The organism is Methanosarcina sp. DH2 (assembly GCF_020804225.1).
Classification (GTDB): Archaea; Halobacteriota; Methanosarcinia; order Methanosarcinales; family Methanosarcinaceae; genus Methanosarcina.
Map to the genome: position 1 here is coordinate 68,149 of NZ_WJBI01000010.1, position 15,800 is coordinate 83,948.

General features: G+C 40.8%; 13 protein-coding genes and 1 tRNA gene. 7 read left to right on the forward strand and 7 right to left on the reverse strand.

Annotated features, from left to right (window positions below):
• Positions 1-30: 30 nt before the first annotated feature.
• The 3 genes from mutL to FXV91_RS12005 all read left to right on the forward strand — a co-directional run bounded on the left by mutL (position 31) and on the right by FXV91_RS12005 (position 4,881).
• Positions 31-2,307: a DNA mismatch repair endonuclease MutL gene (gene mutL / locus FXV91_RS11995; protein ID WP_229390835.1), complete on the forward strand. Its 2,277-nt coding sequence runs from the start codon at positions 31-33 to the stop codon at positions 2,305-2,307.
• Positions 2,308-3,132: 825 nt separating this feature from the next.
• On the forward strand, positions 3,133-4,152 hold the full coding sequence (locus FXV91_RS12000; protein ID WP_229390836.1) for a cobalt-precorrin-5B (C(1))-methyltransferase: 1,020 nt from the start codon (positions 3,133-3,135) through the stop codon (positions 4,150-4,152).
• Between the two features lie 141 nt (positions 4,153-4,293).
• The gene (locus FXV91_RS12005; protein WP_229390837.1) at positions 4,294-4,881 is read left to right on the forward strand and encodes a cobalt-precorrin-7 (C(5))-methyltransferase; all 588 of its coding nucleotides are present in this window, start codon (positions 4,294-4,296) and stop codon (positions 4,879-4,881) included.
• Positions 4,882-4,980: 99 nt separating this feature from the next.
• On the opposite strand, the gene FXV91_RS12010 is transcribed toward FXV91_RS12005, so the two are convergent.
• A complete protein-coding gene (locus tag FXV91_RS12010) occupies positions 4,981-5,745 on the reverse strand; it encodes an A24 family peptidase C-terminal domain-containing protein (RefSeq protein ID WP_229390838.1) in 765 nt (254 codons plus the stop codon).
• 317 nt (positions 5,746-6,062) lie between these two features.
• On the opposite strand from FXV91_RS12010, the gene FXV91_RS12015 reads away from it, so the two are divergent.
• Positions 6,063-6,136: transfer RNA gene (locus FXV91_RS12015), tRNA-Val, on the forward strand.
• A 168-nt stretch (positions 6,137-6,304) separates the two neighbouring features.
• Here the strand turns inward: FXV91_RS12015 and FXV91_RS12020 are convergent.
• Positions 6,305-7,465 carry a YncE family protein gene (locus FXV91_RS12020; protein WP_229390839.1) on the reverse strand — a complete coding sequence of 387 codons (1,161 nt, stop codon included), beginning with the start codon at positions 7,463-7,465 and terminating at the stop codon, positions 6,305-6,307.
• A 506-nt stretch (positions 7,466-7,971) separates the two neighbouring features.
• Between FXV91_RS12020 and FXV91_RS12025 the strand changes: the two genes are divergently transcribed.
• Positions 7,972-8,556: a sugar O-acetyltransferase gene (locus tag FXV91_RS12025; protein ID WP_229390840.1), complete on the forward strand. Its 585-nt coding sequence runs from the start codon at positions 7,972-7,974 to the stop codon at positions 8,554-8,556.
• A 239-nt stretch (positions 8,557-8,795) separates the two neighbouring features.
• Here the strand turns inward: FXV91_RS12025 and FXV91_RS12030 are convergent, their stop codons facing one another.
• Both FXV91_RS12030 and FXV91_RS12035 read right to left on the reverse strand, forming a co-directional pair.
• The gene (locus FXV91_RS12030) at positions 8,796-9,146 is read right to left on the reverse strand and encodes a hypothetical protein (RefSeq protein ID WP_229390841.1); all 351 of its coding nucleotides are present in this window, start codon (positions 9,144-9,146) and stop codon (positions 8,796-8,798) included.
• Positions 9,143-9,421, reverse strand: a complete 279-nt coding sequence (locus FXV91_RS12035) for a hypothetical protein (protein ID WP_229390842.1) — start codon at positions 9,419-9,421, stop codon at positions 9,143-9,145. The genes FXV91_RS12030 and FXV91_RS12035 overlap by 4 nt, the downstream gene beginning before the upstream one ends.
• 286 nt (positions 9,422-9,707) lie before the next feature.
• On the opposite strand from FXV91_RS12035, the gene FXV91_RS12040 reads away from it, so the two are divergent.
• Positions 9,708-11,987 (forward strand): carboxypeptidase-like regulatory domain-containing protein, encoded by a 2,280-nt coding sequence (locus FXV91_RS12040; protein ID WP_229390843.1) that lies wholly within the window; start codon positions 9,708-9,710, stop codon positions 11,985-11,987.
• 239 nt (positions 11,988-12,226) lie between these two features.
• On the opposite strand, the gene FXV91_RS12045 is transcribed toward FXV91_RS12040, so the two are convergent.
• The 3 genes from FXV91_RS12045 to FXV91_RS12055 all read right to left on the reverse strand — a co-directional run bounded on the left by FXV91_RS12045 (position 12,227) and on the right by FXV91_RS12055 (position 15,117).
• Positions 12,227-12,877, reverse strand: coding sequence for a YggS family pyridoxal phosphate-dependent enzyme (locus tag FXV91_RS12045; RefSeq protein WP_229390844.1), 651 nt, complete (start codon positions 12,875-12,877; stop codon positions 12,227-12,229).
• Between the two features lie 554 nt (positions 12,878-13,431).
• On the reverse strand, positions 13,432-14,679 hold the full coding sequence (locus FXV91_RS12050; protein WP_229390845.1) for a YncE family protein: 1,248 nt from the start codon (positions 14,677-14,679) through the stop codon (positions 13,432-13,434).
• A 228-nt stretch (positions 14,680-14,907) separates the two neighbouring features.
• Positions 14,908-15,117 carry a hypothetical protein gene (locus FXV91_RS12055; RefSeq protein WP_229390846.1) on the reverse strand — a complete coding sequence of 70 codons (210 nt, stop codon included), beginning with the start codon at positions 15,115-15,117 and terminating at the stop codon, positions 14,908-14,910.
• A 341-nt stretch (positions 15,118-15,458) separates the two neighbouring features.
• Between FXV91_RS12055 and FXV91_RS12060 the strand changes: the two genes are divergently transcribed.
• Positions 15,459-15,665 carry a hypothetical protein gene (locus FXV91_RS12060; protein ID WP_229390847.1) on the forward strand — a complete coding sequence of 69 codons (207 nt, stop codon included), beginning with the start codon at positions 15,459-15,461 and terminating at the stop codon, positions 15,663-15,665.
• Positions 15,666-15,800: the final 135 nt, after the last annotated feature.

Here is a 15,800-nt window from a genome sequence, read left to right on the forward strand (position 1 = left end):
GAGTAGATAGAAAGGAAGATGGAAGGGCAGATGAAAGAGCTAGTTGAAGAAAAGCTGGAAAAGCAGATGAAGAAGCAATCTGAAGAAAAGTTGGAAGAAGAGCTAGAAGAACTGGAAGAGCTGCAAGAAGAGCTGGAAGGGAAAATGGAAAAGCAGGTAAATAAAATCCGGATCCTTGACAGGGACACGATAAATAAGATCGCAGCCGGGGAAGTAATAGAACGTCCTGCGTCCGTGGTAAAGGAACTTGTGGACAACTCAATAGATGCCGGAGCAACGGAAATCCGCATCGAAATTGAAAAAGGAGGAAAACATTCGATCCTTATCCGGGACAACGGCAGTGGAATGAGCAGAGCTGATGCTCTCCTTGCGTATAAAAAACACGCAACCAGCAAACTTACACGGATAGAAGATCTGGATACGATCTCTACGATGGGCTTCAGGGGAGAAGCTCTTGCTTCCATAACTGCTATTGCAAAGGTAGAAATCCTTACCCGCCCTCCGGAAGAAATTGCAGGCACGAAAATTGTAATTCACGGAGGAAAAGTAGAGGAGACATCGGACGCAGGCACGGCTCCGGGAACATCAGTGCATGTGAAAGAACTATTCTATAACACACCTGCAAGGCGCAAGTACCTGAAAACCGACCGTACCGAACTTGCCCATATCACTGACACCATTATGAGACTGGCTCTGGCAAATCCGGGAATTTCTTTTACCCTGCTCAACGAAGGAAAGCCAGTTCTCAGAAACACGGGCTCAAATGACCTATTTAACAGTATGGTAAACCTGCTCGGGCCTGATACTGCGCGTTCAATGCTTCCTCTTGAGTACCGGACAGAAGATTTTCAGATCCTGGGCTATGTCTCTAAACCTGAACTGAATAGAGGAGATAGTGACCAGCTCTTCCTTTTCGTAAATACCCGTCCTGTAACTTCAAACACTATCAATAAAGCCATCCGGGAAGGGTATTACACAAAAATGCCTAAGGGCCGCTATCCCGTTGCAGTTCTTGCTCTTACCCTCGACCCGGGAGAAGTGGATGTAAATGTACACCCCCGCAAAGCCGAAGTCCGCTTCAGCCGGGAAAAGGAAGTTGGGGATGCAGTCGTTCATGCAGTTGAGAAGGTCCTCTCGGAACACGGACTTGCCCCCGAGATAAGGGAAAAAGAGGGAAAAAGGTTTCAGAAAACCTTTGAGGAACCCGGATCATCAGGAAAAATTCAGGTATCGGATATCCCGGGAGCACTGCCTGAGAAGGGAGTGGCAGAGGGAATTGGGAAAGTAGCCGGAAAAGAAGTCGGAAAAGAAACTGGAAACGAAGCAGAGGTTCCAGCGGAAGTGAGGGTTCAGGAAAGCGGGGTCAGATTCCTGAGAGATAAGTCCGAAACTTACACTTACCCGATAAAGGATACTGAGAGAAGGCTAAAGAAATCCGAGCGCCTCCTGGATTTTAAAGAAAAGTCAGGAACGGTGGAAGCCCCGGAAACCCTGCAGGAAAGAGGGCAGGAAAGTAAAAAGAGAGAAGAGAAGAAAGGAGAAGGTGAAGAGAAGAAGACAGGAGAGAGTGAAGAGAAGAAGACAGGAGAGAGTGAAGAGAGAAAGGCGGGAGAGAAAGAGGAAAGGAGAGAAGGAGAGCTGCTAAGCAAAAAGACAGTTGAGAAGGCAAGTGAAAGAATAAACATAGAGGAAACACAAATCCAGAAGCCGAAGCAAAAAGCAAATACTGACCTTCTCGAAGACCTGCGGATCATAGGCCAGGTTTCCAGAATGTATATCCTTGCCGAAAAGGGAGAAGACCTTGTAATAATCGACCAGCATGCAGCCCATGAGCGCGTTCTTTACGAGCAGGTCCTCAGAACTAAAAAATCCAGGGTGCAGGAACTGATTACCCCTGTAATGATAGAACTTACCCCCAAAGAAAAGGTGCTTATGGAAGAATACATCCCCTGCCTGGAAGAGTACGGCTTCGGAATCTCGGAATTTGGGGACAACACCTATGTCGTTACCTTTGTCCCCGAGGTTTTCGGACGGCTCGAGGATACGAGTGTAATCCATGATGTGATATCTGACCTGCTTGCTGAAGGAAAGGTCAAAAAAGATACAGGGATCTCGGAAAAGGTAAGCAAGACCCTTGCCTGCAGGGCAGCAATCAAAGGAGGGGCAGCCTGCAACGCAAGGCAGATGGAAGAGCTGATAGAACAGCTCAAAGCAGCTGAAAACCCCTACTCCTGTCCGCACGGAAGGCCAACGATTATAACCTTTACGAAAGGTGAACTGGACCGCATGTTTGCAAGGACTCAATAAACAGTATTAACTAAAAAAAGAGAATTTTTAAAAAATCCGGAAAAAAAGGCTGTTCAAGACATTGGAAATCCTCATAAAAACCGCGATCTGTCGATAGAATAAATAGAAAGAATGCCTATTTATTAGTCAGTAAGGAATAAAAAATGTTTCCATTAGAAATCTACCTTTATTTTCCTATAGTTTTATATAATATAACTGAAATGTAGAGTAGGTGTCAGGCGAGTACTGACATCTAAGAGGCATCATTCCACAAGGCTATTTTTCACACACCAACCCCCCAAACCCCAACAAAGAATGGTAACCCCCCATTCAAACCCCAAGAGAAATACCCCAACTTCCAGAAAAACGAAAAAATCCCCACTCCTGGAATGATGCCACTCTTTTCTATTATTGTTCTTTTTCTATTATTGTTCTTTTTCTATTATTGTTCTGTTATTTTTACACCGCTCAATGATACTTCTATCTCGATAAGTCGAGAGAACTCCTTCCTCGGAGCGTAAGCGAAAGGGAGGGTAGTTCACAGCGCACTGACTGTTTACTATTATCCACTGACTTTTCTAGATTGAGTAACCTTCTTTCCGGAGTCCGGCACTCTTTTTTCCCGGAGCCTTGCAGTCTGTTAGAACTCCGCAGCCTTTTTTCCAGAAACTGTTCTCTTACCATGGTTTATCCTGTTTATCCTAATTCTTATGGCGGCTATACAGGTTCTGAGTATACAGGTCCTGAGCAAGTATCGGTGGTGTTTTGGTGAGGCTTTATTTTTCTAATTCTTTTCCGGTTTTCAGGTCAATACATTTATAATAAAAAACCTCCGAGTATTCTTCCATGATAGATCCTGTTAACAATTTCAAGATCCCTGAAGAATGGATTGCCCGTACAGGGCTGCTCAGGGAAGAGCTTGAAAAAAACGTGTCATCCGGGATGATCGTGGTCCTGAGCGACGGGTCCGTACTCAAGAGAGGATATACTACAGGAACCACAGCCAGTGCCGCTGCAAAAGCCGCTGTCCTTTCCCTTAAAAAAACAGTTGACAGCGTATCCGTCCCCACCCCGGTCGGACTGAGAGCCTACCTTGAAGTCAGCGAGTCCTCTCCAGGGCGTGCAGTCGTAAAGAAGATCCCTAACGACCACGAATCCGATATTACGCGAGGGCTTGAATTTGTGGGCGAAGCCAGGGAAGCCGAAGGAATCAGTGTTCTCGGAGGAAAGGGCATAGGTGTTGTAAGAAGGGACGGACTTCAGGTTTCGAAGGGCAATCCAGCCATCAACCCAAAACCCATGGAACAGATCCGGGCTGCAGTGCAGGAAGCTGTTGAGGAACTGGGCTTGCAGGGAGCCGAGGTCACAATATCAATCCCTGAAGGTGAAAGGATAGGAAAAGAGACTCTGAACAGCAGGATAGGAGTCGAAGGCGGAATTTCCGTCCTCGGGAGTACAGGCTTTGTCGAGCCCTGGAACGACCACCTTGGAGAGATGAGAGGAGACCTGATCCGCTGCACGGATAAAGTGGTCCTCACTACAGGCAGAATAGGGATGCGCTACTCCCACATGCTCTTCCCTGACTACACCGTTGTTATGGTCGGGAGCAGGATCTCAGAAGGGCTCGATAACGCTTCAGGCGATGTAGTTATCTGTGGGCTTCCCGGCCTTGTCCTGAAATGGGGAAACCCTGAGATGCTTGAAGGCAGCGGGTATGCAACCGTTGTTGAGATGCTTGAAAAGGCTCCGGATCACGAGCGCCTGAAAGAAGCCTTTGAGATGGCAGTTGAAAAAGGCAAGGGTGCAAGAATCGTCGTAATTGACAGGGAAGGATCTGTCCTTATGGACAGCAAACCTGAGAAGTAAAAGTGAGAATTAAACTGAAGAAATGGGCTAAAAGTAAAATTCAAGCGTTGAAATCAAAGAGTGAATTCAGAAATGAAATTCAACTTTTGAAATTAATAAGCTAAATCGGACAACTTAAACCGGACAAGGGGAAGAAAAACTATGATTGTGGTAGGAGTCGGGGTCGGACCCGGCATGCTTACGGAAGAAGGGATAAAGGCAATAAGGAAGGCTTCAGTGGTTTACGGGGCAAAGCGAGCCCTTGAACTCGCACAGGAACATATTACCTGCGAAGCAAAAACTATTAAGGACTATAAGTCTCTCCACCTCCTGCCCGCAGATGCTGTTGTCCTGTCCACAGGAGACCCCATGTTTTCGGGGCTCGGAAAATTTGCAGGGGAAAAGGATACCGTGATTCCCGGAATTTCCTCAATGCAAGCAGCCTGTGCCCGCACGAAAGTAAACCTGACCAACCTCTGTGCAATAACAGCCCACGGAAGGGATTTTGAGCCTGCAAAAGCCGAGCTGATCCAGGAGTTGAAGAACGGGAGAAACATCTTCCTGCTGCCGGAAGAGACATTTGGCTCCTGCGAGGTTGCGAAAGTCCTTAAAGAACTTGGAATAGAAGCCGAGCTCTATACCTGCGAAAACCTCGGTTATCCGGAAGAAAGGATCGCAAAAGGTACACCTGATAACCCTCCGATTGCGGAAACTATTCTCTATGGGCTGCTTGTCGTGCAGAAAAGATGAAAAAGGTTAAAAGAGAAAAAAGGTTAAAAGAGAAAATTCTTACAGGCTTTCGGTTTATTTCAGAGATTTTCGAGTTACTCCGTAACCGTAAATGTTCAGTTAGCCCCCGATAAAGCTAAAGACGGCATAAAAGATCAAATCCCCGAAAACGACTGCGGTTATAAAGCCTGCTGTAATTGAGAGCATAAAAGGCAGGCCAGGAGTAACCCAGACTTCTTTTTCAATTAACCCTTTTTTTACGTATTCCTCAAGCTCAGGCTTCAGGTTCGCATCAAAATCGAGCCCTGTCCGCGCAAACTTTCTTATGACGGTCCCATTTTCATCAAGCTCGAACTTTTCAAGTAAACCGAGATGTTCTTTATTCTTTAGAGAGGAAACTTCAGTCCTGTACCCGATAAACATGTAGAAGGGTTTTTTGAGCATTTCAGGCGAGTAATGCAGGAGGTTGTAGCAGAACATCCCTAGAGGCACGAGGACAGTTACAAGGAGAGCGTTTTCCAGCACAGTGAAAGTAAAGAGCCCTATAGGAGGCAGCCCGAGCAGGGGATAGACCTCTCCCGAGAACAGGAAAACCGGATAAAGAGGAAATAAGATGGAAAGCACTATCAGCCCTTTTGCATCCCCGCCCCCGAAGGCCCCAAGCTGGAAAAGGATGTAAATCGAGATGAAAACAATAACTCCGGAAAAAATAAGAGATTTAAGGTAAGGAATCCCTCCGGTAAAAACTTCGTAAGCTACAAATACCGAACCCGATGCGAGCATGTATTTCCACACCTTATTTGAGACTCTACGTTCCTTCAGGTCGGTATAGCACGCATAGAGCAAAAACGGCATGGTGAAGAAGATTTTCAGGATTTCTATCATACAAACCAGGCAATTAAATTATTTCTATAGTTATTTACATTATTACTTCTTTACTTTTTTACCTTATCGCTTGAATGAAAACTTCTGCTATAAAAATGGAAATTTCAGCCATGGACTGAGAAATTCAGGTCGGCTGCTCTCCCCCTTCAAAACTCCAAAAAAATACAAAAAAACTGAAAATCCTGCGGCAAAAATATGAAAATCAATCACATAACAGGTCCGGGTAAGCCCAAAATCAGCCCGCAAGCGATAAGCTTATACATAAGAAGTTCTATTTTATGGTTGCTTAACCCTTTTAATTTTCGATTTAAATACATGGGCTCGTGGTCTAGACGGTTATGACGTCGCCTTCACACGGCGGAGGTCCTGAGTTCGAATCTCAGCGAGCCCACTTTCTGTTTCTTCTTTTTTTCCGATTTAGAGGTTTTATAGACTTCCTTTTCTAATGCTTCGATTCTTGCTTAAAGATCATACTTGATATTTGGTTTTAATTCGTGTTATATAACTTTAGAACTCGCTAAAAATTTGATTTTTCTTTTTGTTCTTTTAATTACTTTTCTTACTTTCGTAGAAACACGGCAAATAAACTAGCTATCCCACCAACCACTTCAAAACCAGGAGTGTTTGCATTTTTGGTCTTCTCAGGCGTCTGTTCAACATTTGTTACAGCAGTTATATTTTCGTGTTTAAAATCCTGAGTATTATTTTCAGGCTTTATTGAAGTCTCAGATTTAGTTTTCGTATCCATCGAGCTGCTGGCTGTACTACTGCTGACAACTGTAGTATTGCCTTTGCTTTGAGAAGTCGAAACTATAGACTGCCCAAAGCCACAGGGCCATTTTCCTACTTTCACAGTTGCTGTAACAGTGTTTCCTGTCGTGTCAATTACAGAGACAGTTTCACTAAAAGAATTAGCCACATATGCCTTTCTTCCATCGGGGGTGACTGAAACTCCAAAAAGCTGTAGTCCTACATCTACCGTATCTGTAACAGTGTCAGTTGTTGTGTTAATTATAAAGACAGTGGTGAATCCTGTCACATACACTTTTTCCCCATCTGGAGTTATTGCAATCCCTAAAGGATCACTTACACCTACTGTGGCTATAACAGTATTTGTGGTTGTATCAATTACAGAGACCGAGATGCCAAAGTAATTCGCCACATAAACCTTTTTTCCATCTGGAGTTACTGCCAATCCCCGAGGACTACGTCCTACTTTCACGGCGGCTGTAACAGTATTTGTTGCTGTATCGATTACAGAGACAGAATTACTTTCAGGATTCGTATTCGATACATATACCTTTGTTCCGTCTGGCGCGGCTACAGCCCCAAAAGGTCCGTCGTCTACATTTATTGTGGCTACAACAGTATCGGTTGAAGTGTCGATTACAGAGACAGTATCGTCTTCGTTGTTCGCTACATACGCTTTTGTCCCATCAAGGAGAACTGCAATTCCCCGAGGACTAACTCCTACTTTCACGGTGGCTGTAACAGTATTTGTTGCGGTATCAATTACAGAAACAGTGTTTTCGTGAGAATTCGTCACGTACACTTTTGTTCCATCGGGAGTAGTTGCAACTCCATAAGGTTTGTCACCTACGTTCACTGTGGTTATAACAGTGTCTGTTGCCGTGTTAATTACAGAAACATCATTGGTGCGTAAGTTTGTAATATATGCAAATGGTGCCGCTCCTGCGATACTTACCAATATTAAAAGCACTAGCACAGATGCTCCTAAAACTCTAATGAAAACACAACCCCTTCCTGTTTCATCATGTTTTATTTCTTTCATTTTAAACCTCAGACATTAATTGCGTACTGACTCTAAAAATAAATTAGAAATGTATAGTATATAACATTTTTCTCCAAAAAGAGAGAGTTTATCCAAAAAAAGAAAATATTTATATTTAATTTTAAAACACTTATACTATTTCTCATGGGCTAAATAATATAGAAAATTCTAGGCTTATCAAAATGTACACATAATTACCTTGAAGTTGTCAAATTACACGGCGGAGGTCCTAAGTTCGAATCTCATCGGGCCCACTTTCGTAATTATTCTTGTTCTCTGATTCTAAGTGCTTATTAAGCTTCTTTTCTAATGCTTCAAGTCTTGCTTCAAGATCAGATTTCATTTCTGGTTGTACAACTTTAAATTTCGCATTAGTTCTTGATCAAGAGCAATTAAATAAACAGGTTTACTATTTTACTAAGAGGAAAACAACAATGACTGAAATGACTGAAAAAGAAAAAGCAGCCCAGGGTTTATTATATAATGCAATCTATGATAAAGAGCTGAACGATGAACGAGATTATTGTAAAGCACTTTGCTACGAATATAATCAGCTTCATCCAGCAAAAATTGGGGAAAGGACATCTTTAATTCAGAAACTTTTTGGCAAAACCAGGGGTTCTTTTCTTATTGAGCCGCCATTTATATGCGACTATGGTTACAACATCGAAATAGGAAGCAATTTCTTTGCAAATCACAACTGTATCATCCTTGACGGAGCAAAGGTTGTTTTTGGTGATAATGTGATGATTGCTCCACACTGTGGCTTCTATACAGATGGACATCCGCTTGATGCAGAACGTCGTAACGCAGGACTGGAGTATGCTTATCCCATTAAAGTCGGTAGCAATGTATGGATAGGCGGCAATGTTGTTGTACTGCCTGGAATAACTATCGGAGATAATACTGTTATCGGCGCTGGAAGTGTTGTGACAAAAGATATTCCGCCTGGCGTTGTCGCCGTTGGGAATCCTTGCAGGGTTATTCGTGAGATTATCGATGAAGATAAGAAGTTTTAATCCTTATTTTTGTGTATTTCAGACTCTGTTTCTTTTATATTTGTGACAATGGCAATATACAAAATATTGTCCTTTCTGCCTCTGTACAGCCTTCACACGGCGGAGGTCCTGAGTTCGAATCTCAGCGGGCCCACTTTGTTTTAGTCTTATTTTTTGGTTTTAGAGTATATAGAGCATCTTTTCTGACTTTTTGAAAAAATTAGACCGGATTATAGAATCCTATAAATCACAGCTAAAACTTACTTTTTATAACCGAATTTTTTATCGTACTTTCTATGGTCAATTATGTCAAGCACCAATACGATAATCTCAATACCTGAACTTCCTGCTGTAAGCGTGTAAAGCATTCTCCAAAAATTAGGAAGCTCAACTCTAAAAAGATTCACTATCCCGTACCTTGTTTTGTATTCCGCAGGAATCAGTTTTTTGGCAATTGGTTGTCCATAGTGGATATTTTCCTTTATCAGTTTCACTTTTTGAAGAAAAGCATTAAAGATTATCTCTTCCTGCTTTGATTGTTGTGCTTTATTCATGAGAGAATTATATGTATCTGCGGCTTCCGGTGATAGGATCACTCGAACATGTTTCATAGTTCAAGTCCCTGAACCACTGCCTTTCTCAGGTTTTCATTCCTGCTGTGAATCCAGGTTATTCCCTTAAGCCCGACAGCAATTTTATTACTCTGCTCCAGATAGTCCAGAATAACCATCAGAGTATTATGATTTACCTGTCTTGGCAACATTTTTTTGAGTTCGGCAACTGTTACAACACTGTTCGGGCTGTTTTTCAGAGTGTCTTCGACCATAAGAATAGTATTAAGAGTTGGGGAAGGCTTTGCTTTATCAGAACTTAATGCTTCTGTCATTTCTGCGTCTCCAGTAGATTTGTAACAGCTCTTAGTGTTTTGAATTTCATAAATGATTACGTAATAGAAAGTTATTGATTAATAACTAATTGATATTTATAGATACTTATGTTTTCCGGAGTAAGATTTTTTTGGGTTACTACAACCTTGAACAGAATTCAAGAGCTCATATTTTATTTACATTGCTAAAATTGAAATTCTGAAACCTGTCTTTTAACTTTGAGAATAAAAGGGTGGATACAAAAAATATAATAAATTATAAATGTAAAAGAGTTTAGTGATAAATATGAATACTAAAACTCTTTTCATTTCTTTTATTTTATTTATCTGTTTTTTTTCAGCAAATTGTTCAGGTGCGGTTATCAATGTAAGCCCAGGAACTTCCTTTAGCCCTGCAGGCTCAGACGACCAGAATGTTATTAACGCTGCCATACAATCAGCGAATTCAGGTGACACTGTACAGCTTGCACCGACTATGTTTCACATAAGTTCACCAATAATCATGAAATCAGGGGTAACCCTTAATGGAAATGGGATTGGTGCGACTGTTATCTATTGTGACAATCCGAGCTCTAATTTTGCAACTCAAAATATTATTCTCTGTGAAGGTATTTCTGATATTGAAATTTCAAATTTCTTAATTGATGGTGGTTGGGAATCATTAAGCATAATGCATGCGGCAAGCAACAAGTATAGGGAGTATGAAAAAGGAGTTTATTTGTCTGGCTGCTCAAATGTAGATATTCACGACTTAAAAATGCAGTACAGTATGGGTGACTTTATTTTCTGTAAAAAAAATACCAGCAATGTTCAGGTTTATAATACAGTCTGTAAACCCGGTCATGACAGTTTTGATGCGTGGTCTGCCGGTGATGGAATTTCAATATTTAATAATTGCTGGGGCACTTTCATAAATTCTTGCATTAAAATTCATAATACGAAAAACGTTCAAATTTACAGGAATACTTTCTACTCTGATGCTGGTTCTGGTAATGCTGGCGTAGAAGTAATGGGAGGAGATGTAACAGGTCTTAATATTCATAATAATATATTTTCAGCACTTCAATTAAATACAGTCTACCAAGATCCGGCTGATGGTGCCTGTTCAGGCAGAGGTACTGTTTCGAATAACATATTCTATAACAGCCCTGCATATAATGGAATTAATGGAATGTATATTGCATCGACTGGCAATATTGTAACCAGCTCCTATTCAAGCTCCAGGGGCACAAAAGATTATGGATATGTTGCAGAAAATGGTACAAGAAATTTACCTGTTTACAACGGTTCTGAGGTACCTTCCGTTACTTTTCCGGCTAATGGCAGTACAATTTCAACTGTTAACGGATACGTAAGCATAAGCTGGACTTATTTAAATGCAACCAGTTATTCTATCAATGTATATAACAGTACATCGAAATTCGATTCTTTTCACTTAATATATAGTCTTAACACTTCACAAACATCTGCAAATGTACCGATAAACCACAACGGGTTGTTTGCTATTAAAATCGGGGCACACGATGACGTTCATAATTTATGGGTATACAGCAGTCCTGCACGTTCGTTCACAGTAAATGGCAGAAAATCGGCTACAGTTAATTCTGGTATATTTGGATATTTAACAGATGCAACTACGGGTCAACCTGTTCAGAGTGCTGTAATAACATTATCAAATAATACGTGGGATAGTACTCAAATTACCGATGTTGATGGGCTTTATCAATTCAATATGGACAGTGGAAAAGGCACGTACTGTTTAACTGCTTTAGCAATAGGCTATCTTAACAGTCCTGAATTACCAGTAAATTTGACAGGTATAAATACAGAAATAAATTTGAAAATGGCAAAAGCACCTGATTATTTAGAACCGCACTATGTACGGTTATATGTCTGTACTAATTCAAACGAGAAGGTACCTGGGTGCGAAGTTCAGATTTATACGCCAAATAATGACCCAAGTAATGAAAAACCGAATTTTTGTGCCTGGACAAATAACGACGGTAGAGCAAATTTCCATTTGACTAAAGATGTCACATATAAAATTGTAACAATTACTTTAGATGGACAAAAGTACACCAGCACATTGACACCTAATTTGGATCAATATACTATCACAATACCTGCAGGTGACACATCTGCAATACCTGCAATGCAGACTGTGATTAGTGCAAATTGTACATATAAACAGATAAACAGTACAGCAACTTATATTAATGCAAGCTATTATGATTCTTCATCACAGTCTAGCAACCTAACTTTTGTACTGGGGACTATGAGTGGTGGAAAAACGTTTGTACCTTCTGGAATCTCAGGTACTAATGATAACATAAGTAACCCTACAGGAGTAGTAACTGACTCTTTTATGGTCACTAATTATTCTGGAAAAACATACATTGTCAGAATTACTGCTCAGTCTCAAACTTATGGTTCTGTGTGTGAAACTGTTAATGTATCATTTCCAGGTAGTAATGTACCGGATGTAGGGTCTAATATGAGTTATTTCTGTGTTTTAATCTTAGTTATTGCAGGACTCATATTGTCAAAAACCCGTAAGGCGCATTAATCATCTGCGCCTTATTCAGGATTTTTCATTTTATAGAACAGTGTTCTGGTGATTTGACCTCGTTTAATGAAAAAGAAAGGTCTACCGCATTTGACTAGTCAATAACGATGCATACGTCGTATGTTCCAGCCTTCACACGGCGGAGGTCCTGAGTTCGAATCTCAGCGGACCTACCATACACTTCACTCCTCTTCGTCGCCTTTCTTTGAGTGATGGATTTTTTCCACGAACCAGCACTTTCAGTACTTCCTCTTCCCGAATATGGCAGAACCCACACGTATCATCGTGGCTCCTTCCTCGATGGCAATCCTGTAGTCACTGGACATGCCCATGGATAGCGTTCTGATATCGATGTTGTCCCGGTTTTCCTGCTTCATTTCATCAAAAAGGGCCTTCATCTTCCTGAAATAGGAACGGGTTTGTTCAGGGGGTACAAAAGGAGGGATGCACATGAGGCCTTCCACACGGACATTCCTTAAAGAGCGGATCTCTTTTATTGCGTTTTTTATCTCATGAAGTCGGAATCCGTATTTTTGTGGCTCATTGCCGATGTTAACCTGAAGATAGACCCTCTGTACTTTGCCAATATCCCTGGCTCTCCTGTCAATATTCCTTATCAACTTCAGGGAGTCAATTGACTGAATAACATCAAATAGATGTGCGGCTTTTTTGACTTTTTTTGCCTGCAGATGGCCTGTAAGGTGTGTCTCACAGGGCAGTAGATCATCACGTTTATCCTCGTACTCCTGAACCCAGTTCTCTCCAATGATAGTGGCTCCGGCCCGAATGGCTTCGTTTATCCGTTCAGGTTCAATCGTCTTGGTAATGCAAACCAGTGTTGTGCTTCCGATCTTTTCAAGGATAAACTTTGTATTTTCATAGACTGGCATTGCTGTCCCTAAATCTGTTTTTATTCAAAAGTAGTTGTATTTAAATGATTCCAATTATGGCTTTATGGAGTGAGAATATAATCCATCCTATAGACTATGCGGAGATATTTTTCAGGCTGTTTTTTACTTTTGTCTTAGCTTTCTTTTTCGGGTTGAAAAGCAAAGATCACATAAACCGATTGGCTTTGGCACTTTTGTATATGTATCTGTGAGCGCTTGCTATCACTGCTACGATAAATTGTTAAGAGCCTGACCTTTTTGTTCGTCAGTATTCTGTTGATTAAATTGCTCATTCAATAAAAAGGAAGACTGATCGAAGTTGGCTCGTCATTTACGGTGCATATCTCATTTTCCAACCTTCACACGGCGGAGGTCCTGAGTTCGAATCTCAGCGAACCCACTTAATTTCTCAGCTTTTTTTCTAAATTCGAGTCTTTATAATCTCCTTTTCTAATGCTTCAATTCCTGCTTCAAGATCAGATTTGGCATTTGGTTTTACTTTGTGTTTTATAACTTTAGACTTCCCTAATAGTTTCATTTTTCATTTTGTTGTCTTAATTACCTTTCCTACTTTCTCTTCGTAGAAACACGGCAAGTAAGCTAACTATCCCACCAATCGCTTCAAAGCCAGGTGTATTTGTACTTTGAGTTTTCTCAGGCTTCTGTTCAAAGTTTGCTACGGTAGTTACATTCTTTTGTTCAAGATCCTGAGTGCCATTTTCAGGCTTTATTGAAGTCTCGACTTCAGTGTTCTTATCCATTGAGTTGCCGGTCGTATTAGTGCTGACAATGACTGTACTATTGTCTTTGCTATGAGAGGCAGGAACTATAAACTGCCCAAATCCACAAGGCCAGGTTCCGACTTCCACAGTGGCTGTAACAGTGTTTGTAGCCGTGTCAATTACAGAGACAGTATGACTTGCAGAGTTCGCTACATATACCTTTGTTCCATCTGGAGTGACTGCAATACCCTCGGGCCATATTCCTACATCTATCATAGCTGTAACAGTGTCCGTTGCTATGTCAATTATAGAAACAGTGTTAAAGTTCGTCACATATGCCTTTTTCCCATCTGGAGTGACTGTAACCCCAACAGGATCTACTACATTCATTGTGGTTATGACAGTATCTGTGTTTGTGTCAATTACGGAGACAGTTGTGCGCGCAAAGTTCGCCACATATACCTTTTTCCCATCTGGAGTAACTGCAATACCCCGAGGACTACGTCCTACTTTCACTGTGGCTATAACAGTGTTTGTTGCTGTATCAATTACAGAGATAGTGTTTCTGTTAGCATTCGATACATATACCTTTGTTCCATCAGGGGTGACTGCAACCCCAAAGGGTCCATCACCTGCATTTATCGTGGCTACAACAGTACTGGCTTCAGTGTCAATTACAGAGATAGTATTATCCCCGTAGTTCGCCACATACGCCTTTACCCCATCAGAGATGAATGCAATTCCCCGAGGATTTGCTCCTACTTTTACCGTGGTTGTCACAGTGTTTGTTGCTGTGTCGATCACAGAGACAGTATTACTGTCTCTATTAGCAACATATGCCTTTGTTCCATCAGGAGTGACCGCAACTCCATCAGGTGTGTCTCCTACTTTCACCGTGGCTGTAACAGTGTCTGTTACGGTGTCAATTACAGAAACATCGTTGGTGCGTGAGTTTGTAATATATGCAAATGGCTCCGCTCCTGCGATACTCACCAGTGTTAAAAGCACCAGCAACACCACTCCTAAAACTCTAGTGAAAGCACAATCTCTTCTTGTTTTGTCACGTTTCATTTCTCTCATTTTAAACCTCAGTAAATGAAATTTTTGTACTTCTAATGGAAAAAAGTTAAAAATGTGACATAATATAATGTGTTTCTAAAAAGAGAATTCTTAGTATAAAAACGGTATTTTTCGATATGATTAGAAAATTTTTAGATTATTTTCAATCGCTTCTATAATAGAAACATTCTCTGACTTATCAAAAATTACAAGGCCTCAGAAACATACACAGTAACCACCTCAATATCATCAAACTGCAGGGAGAAGGTCCCTAGTTCGAATCTCAGCGAACCCACTCTTCTTTTTTGTCTTTAGTTTCTTTGTTTTCGGATTTAGAGGTTCATAGAGATTCATTTCTAATGCTTCAAATCTTGTTTCGAGGTCAAATTTTGCTTCTGGTTGTGTAACTTTAAGTTCACATTTAAGCTTTTCATCAAAGACGGTTACATAAACAGGCATTCCTTTTCTCTTAAACTTGAAGGAATAACCTCAGTAAAGGCTGAAGATAAATGAAGAAACTGATCAAAGTTATTAATTAAAACATTAAAAATAATTTTTGAAGAAATACTCATTAGACATTGTAGCGAAGACCAAAAAATAATACATAAATGAGCTGTCGTCAATTATTTTTCCGGCTTTTATACCCATCTGACTAATATGATATCATCAATATCTCAGAAATACCGTTTAACTAATATTAGTTCAATGAGATAACTATTTATAGAAAGTATTTGTATTTACTATCAAAGAAGTACAATCAAAAAGAACTTTACAGTGGGGAAAAACAGTAGGGGAAATATATGAAACAGAATGAGACATATTTCAGGCAGTTTGACAGCGCAATATGTTATGATGGTACTGTAATCCGCGGGGGAAACAGCATTGAAGTTCGGATGATGAGAGGTCTGAGCTCGCTTGGATTTTTTCTGTACATGTTTCTAGCATCATTGCCAATAGCTTACGTGCTGATAAAAGTAACCTCAATGATCTTTGGAAAAATAATGTAAATATATGTTTCCAAGTAAAAAGGTGTGAATCTTGAGACCACACTGGAGATTAGATTGCACAACTCATCGATTCCAAATCACCTTTATCTGATCTCCAACTTAACATTTTTTTATGGCTTTTAGGAGTGTCCATTC

What these genes read in the sequence shown, in the direction of transcription:
- mutL (WP_229390835.1), top strand. Translation starts at nt 31, where the DNA reads ATGAAAGAGCTAGTTGAAGAAAAGCTGGAAAAGCAGATGAAGAAGCAA.
- FXV91_RS12025 (WP_229390840.1), top strand. Translation starts at nt 7,972, where the DNA reads ATGACTGAAATGACTGAAAAAGAAAAAGCAGCCCAGGGTTTATTATAT.
- FXV91_RS12050 (WP_229390845.1), bottom strand. Translation starts at nt 14,679, where the DNA reads ATGAGAGAAATGAAACGTGACAAAACAAGAAGAGATTGTGCTTTCACT.
- FXV91_RS12055 (WP_229390846.1), bottom strand. Translation starts at nt 15,117, where the DNA reads ATGCCTGTTTATGTAACCGTCTTTGATGAAAAGCTTAAATGTGAACTT.
- FXV91_RS12030 (WP_229390841.1), bottom strand. Translation starts at nt 9,146, where the DNA reads ATGAAACATGTTCGAGTGATCCTATCACCGGAAGCCGCAGATACATAT.
- FXV91_RS12045 (WP_229390844.1), bottom strand. Translation starts at nt 12,877, where the DNA reads ATGCCAGTCTATGAAAATACAAAGTTTATCCTTGAAAAGATCGGAAGC.
- FXV91_RS12060 (WP_229390847.1), top strand. Translation starts at nt 15,459, where the DNA reads ATGAAACAGAATGAGACATATTTCAGGCAGTTTGACAGCGCAATATGT.
- FXV91_RS12005 (WP_229390837.1), top strand. Translation starts at nt 4,294, where the DNA reads ATGATTGTGGTAGGAGTCGGGGTCGGACCCGGCATGCTTACGGAAGAA.
- FXV91_RS12040 (WP_229390843.1), top strand. Translation starts at nt 9,708, where the DNA reads ATGAATACTAAAACTCTTTTCATTTCTTTTATTTTATTTATCTGTTTT.
- FXV91_RS12010 (WP_229390838.1), bottom strand. Translation starts at nt 5,745, where the DNA reads ATGATAGAAATCCTGAAAATCTTCTTCACCATGCCGTTTTTGCTCTAT.
- FXV91_RS12035 (WP_229390842.1), bottom strand. Translation starts at nt 9,421, where the DNA reads ATGACAGAAGCATTAAGTTCTGATAAAGCAAAGCCTTCCCCAACTCTT.
- FXV91_RS12000 (WP_229390836.1), top strand. Translation starts at nt 3,133, where the DNA reads ATGATAGATCCTGTTAACAATTTCAAGATCCCTGAAGAATGGATTGCC.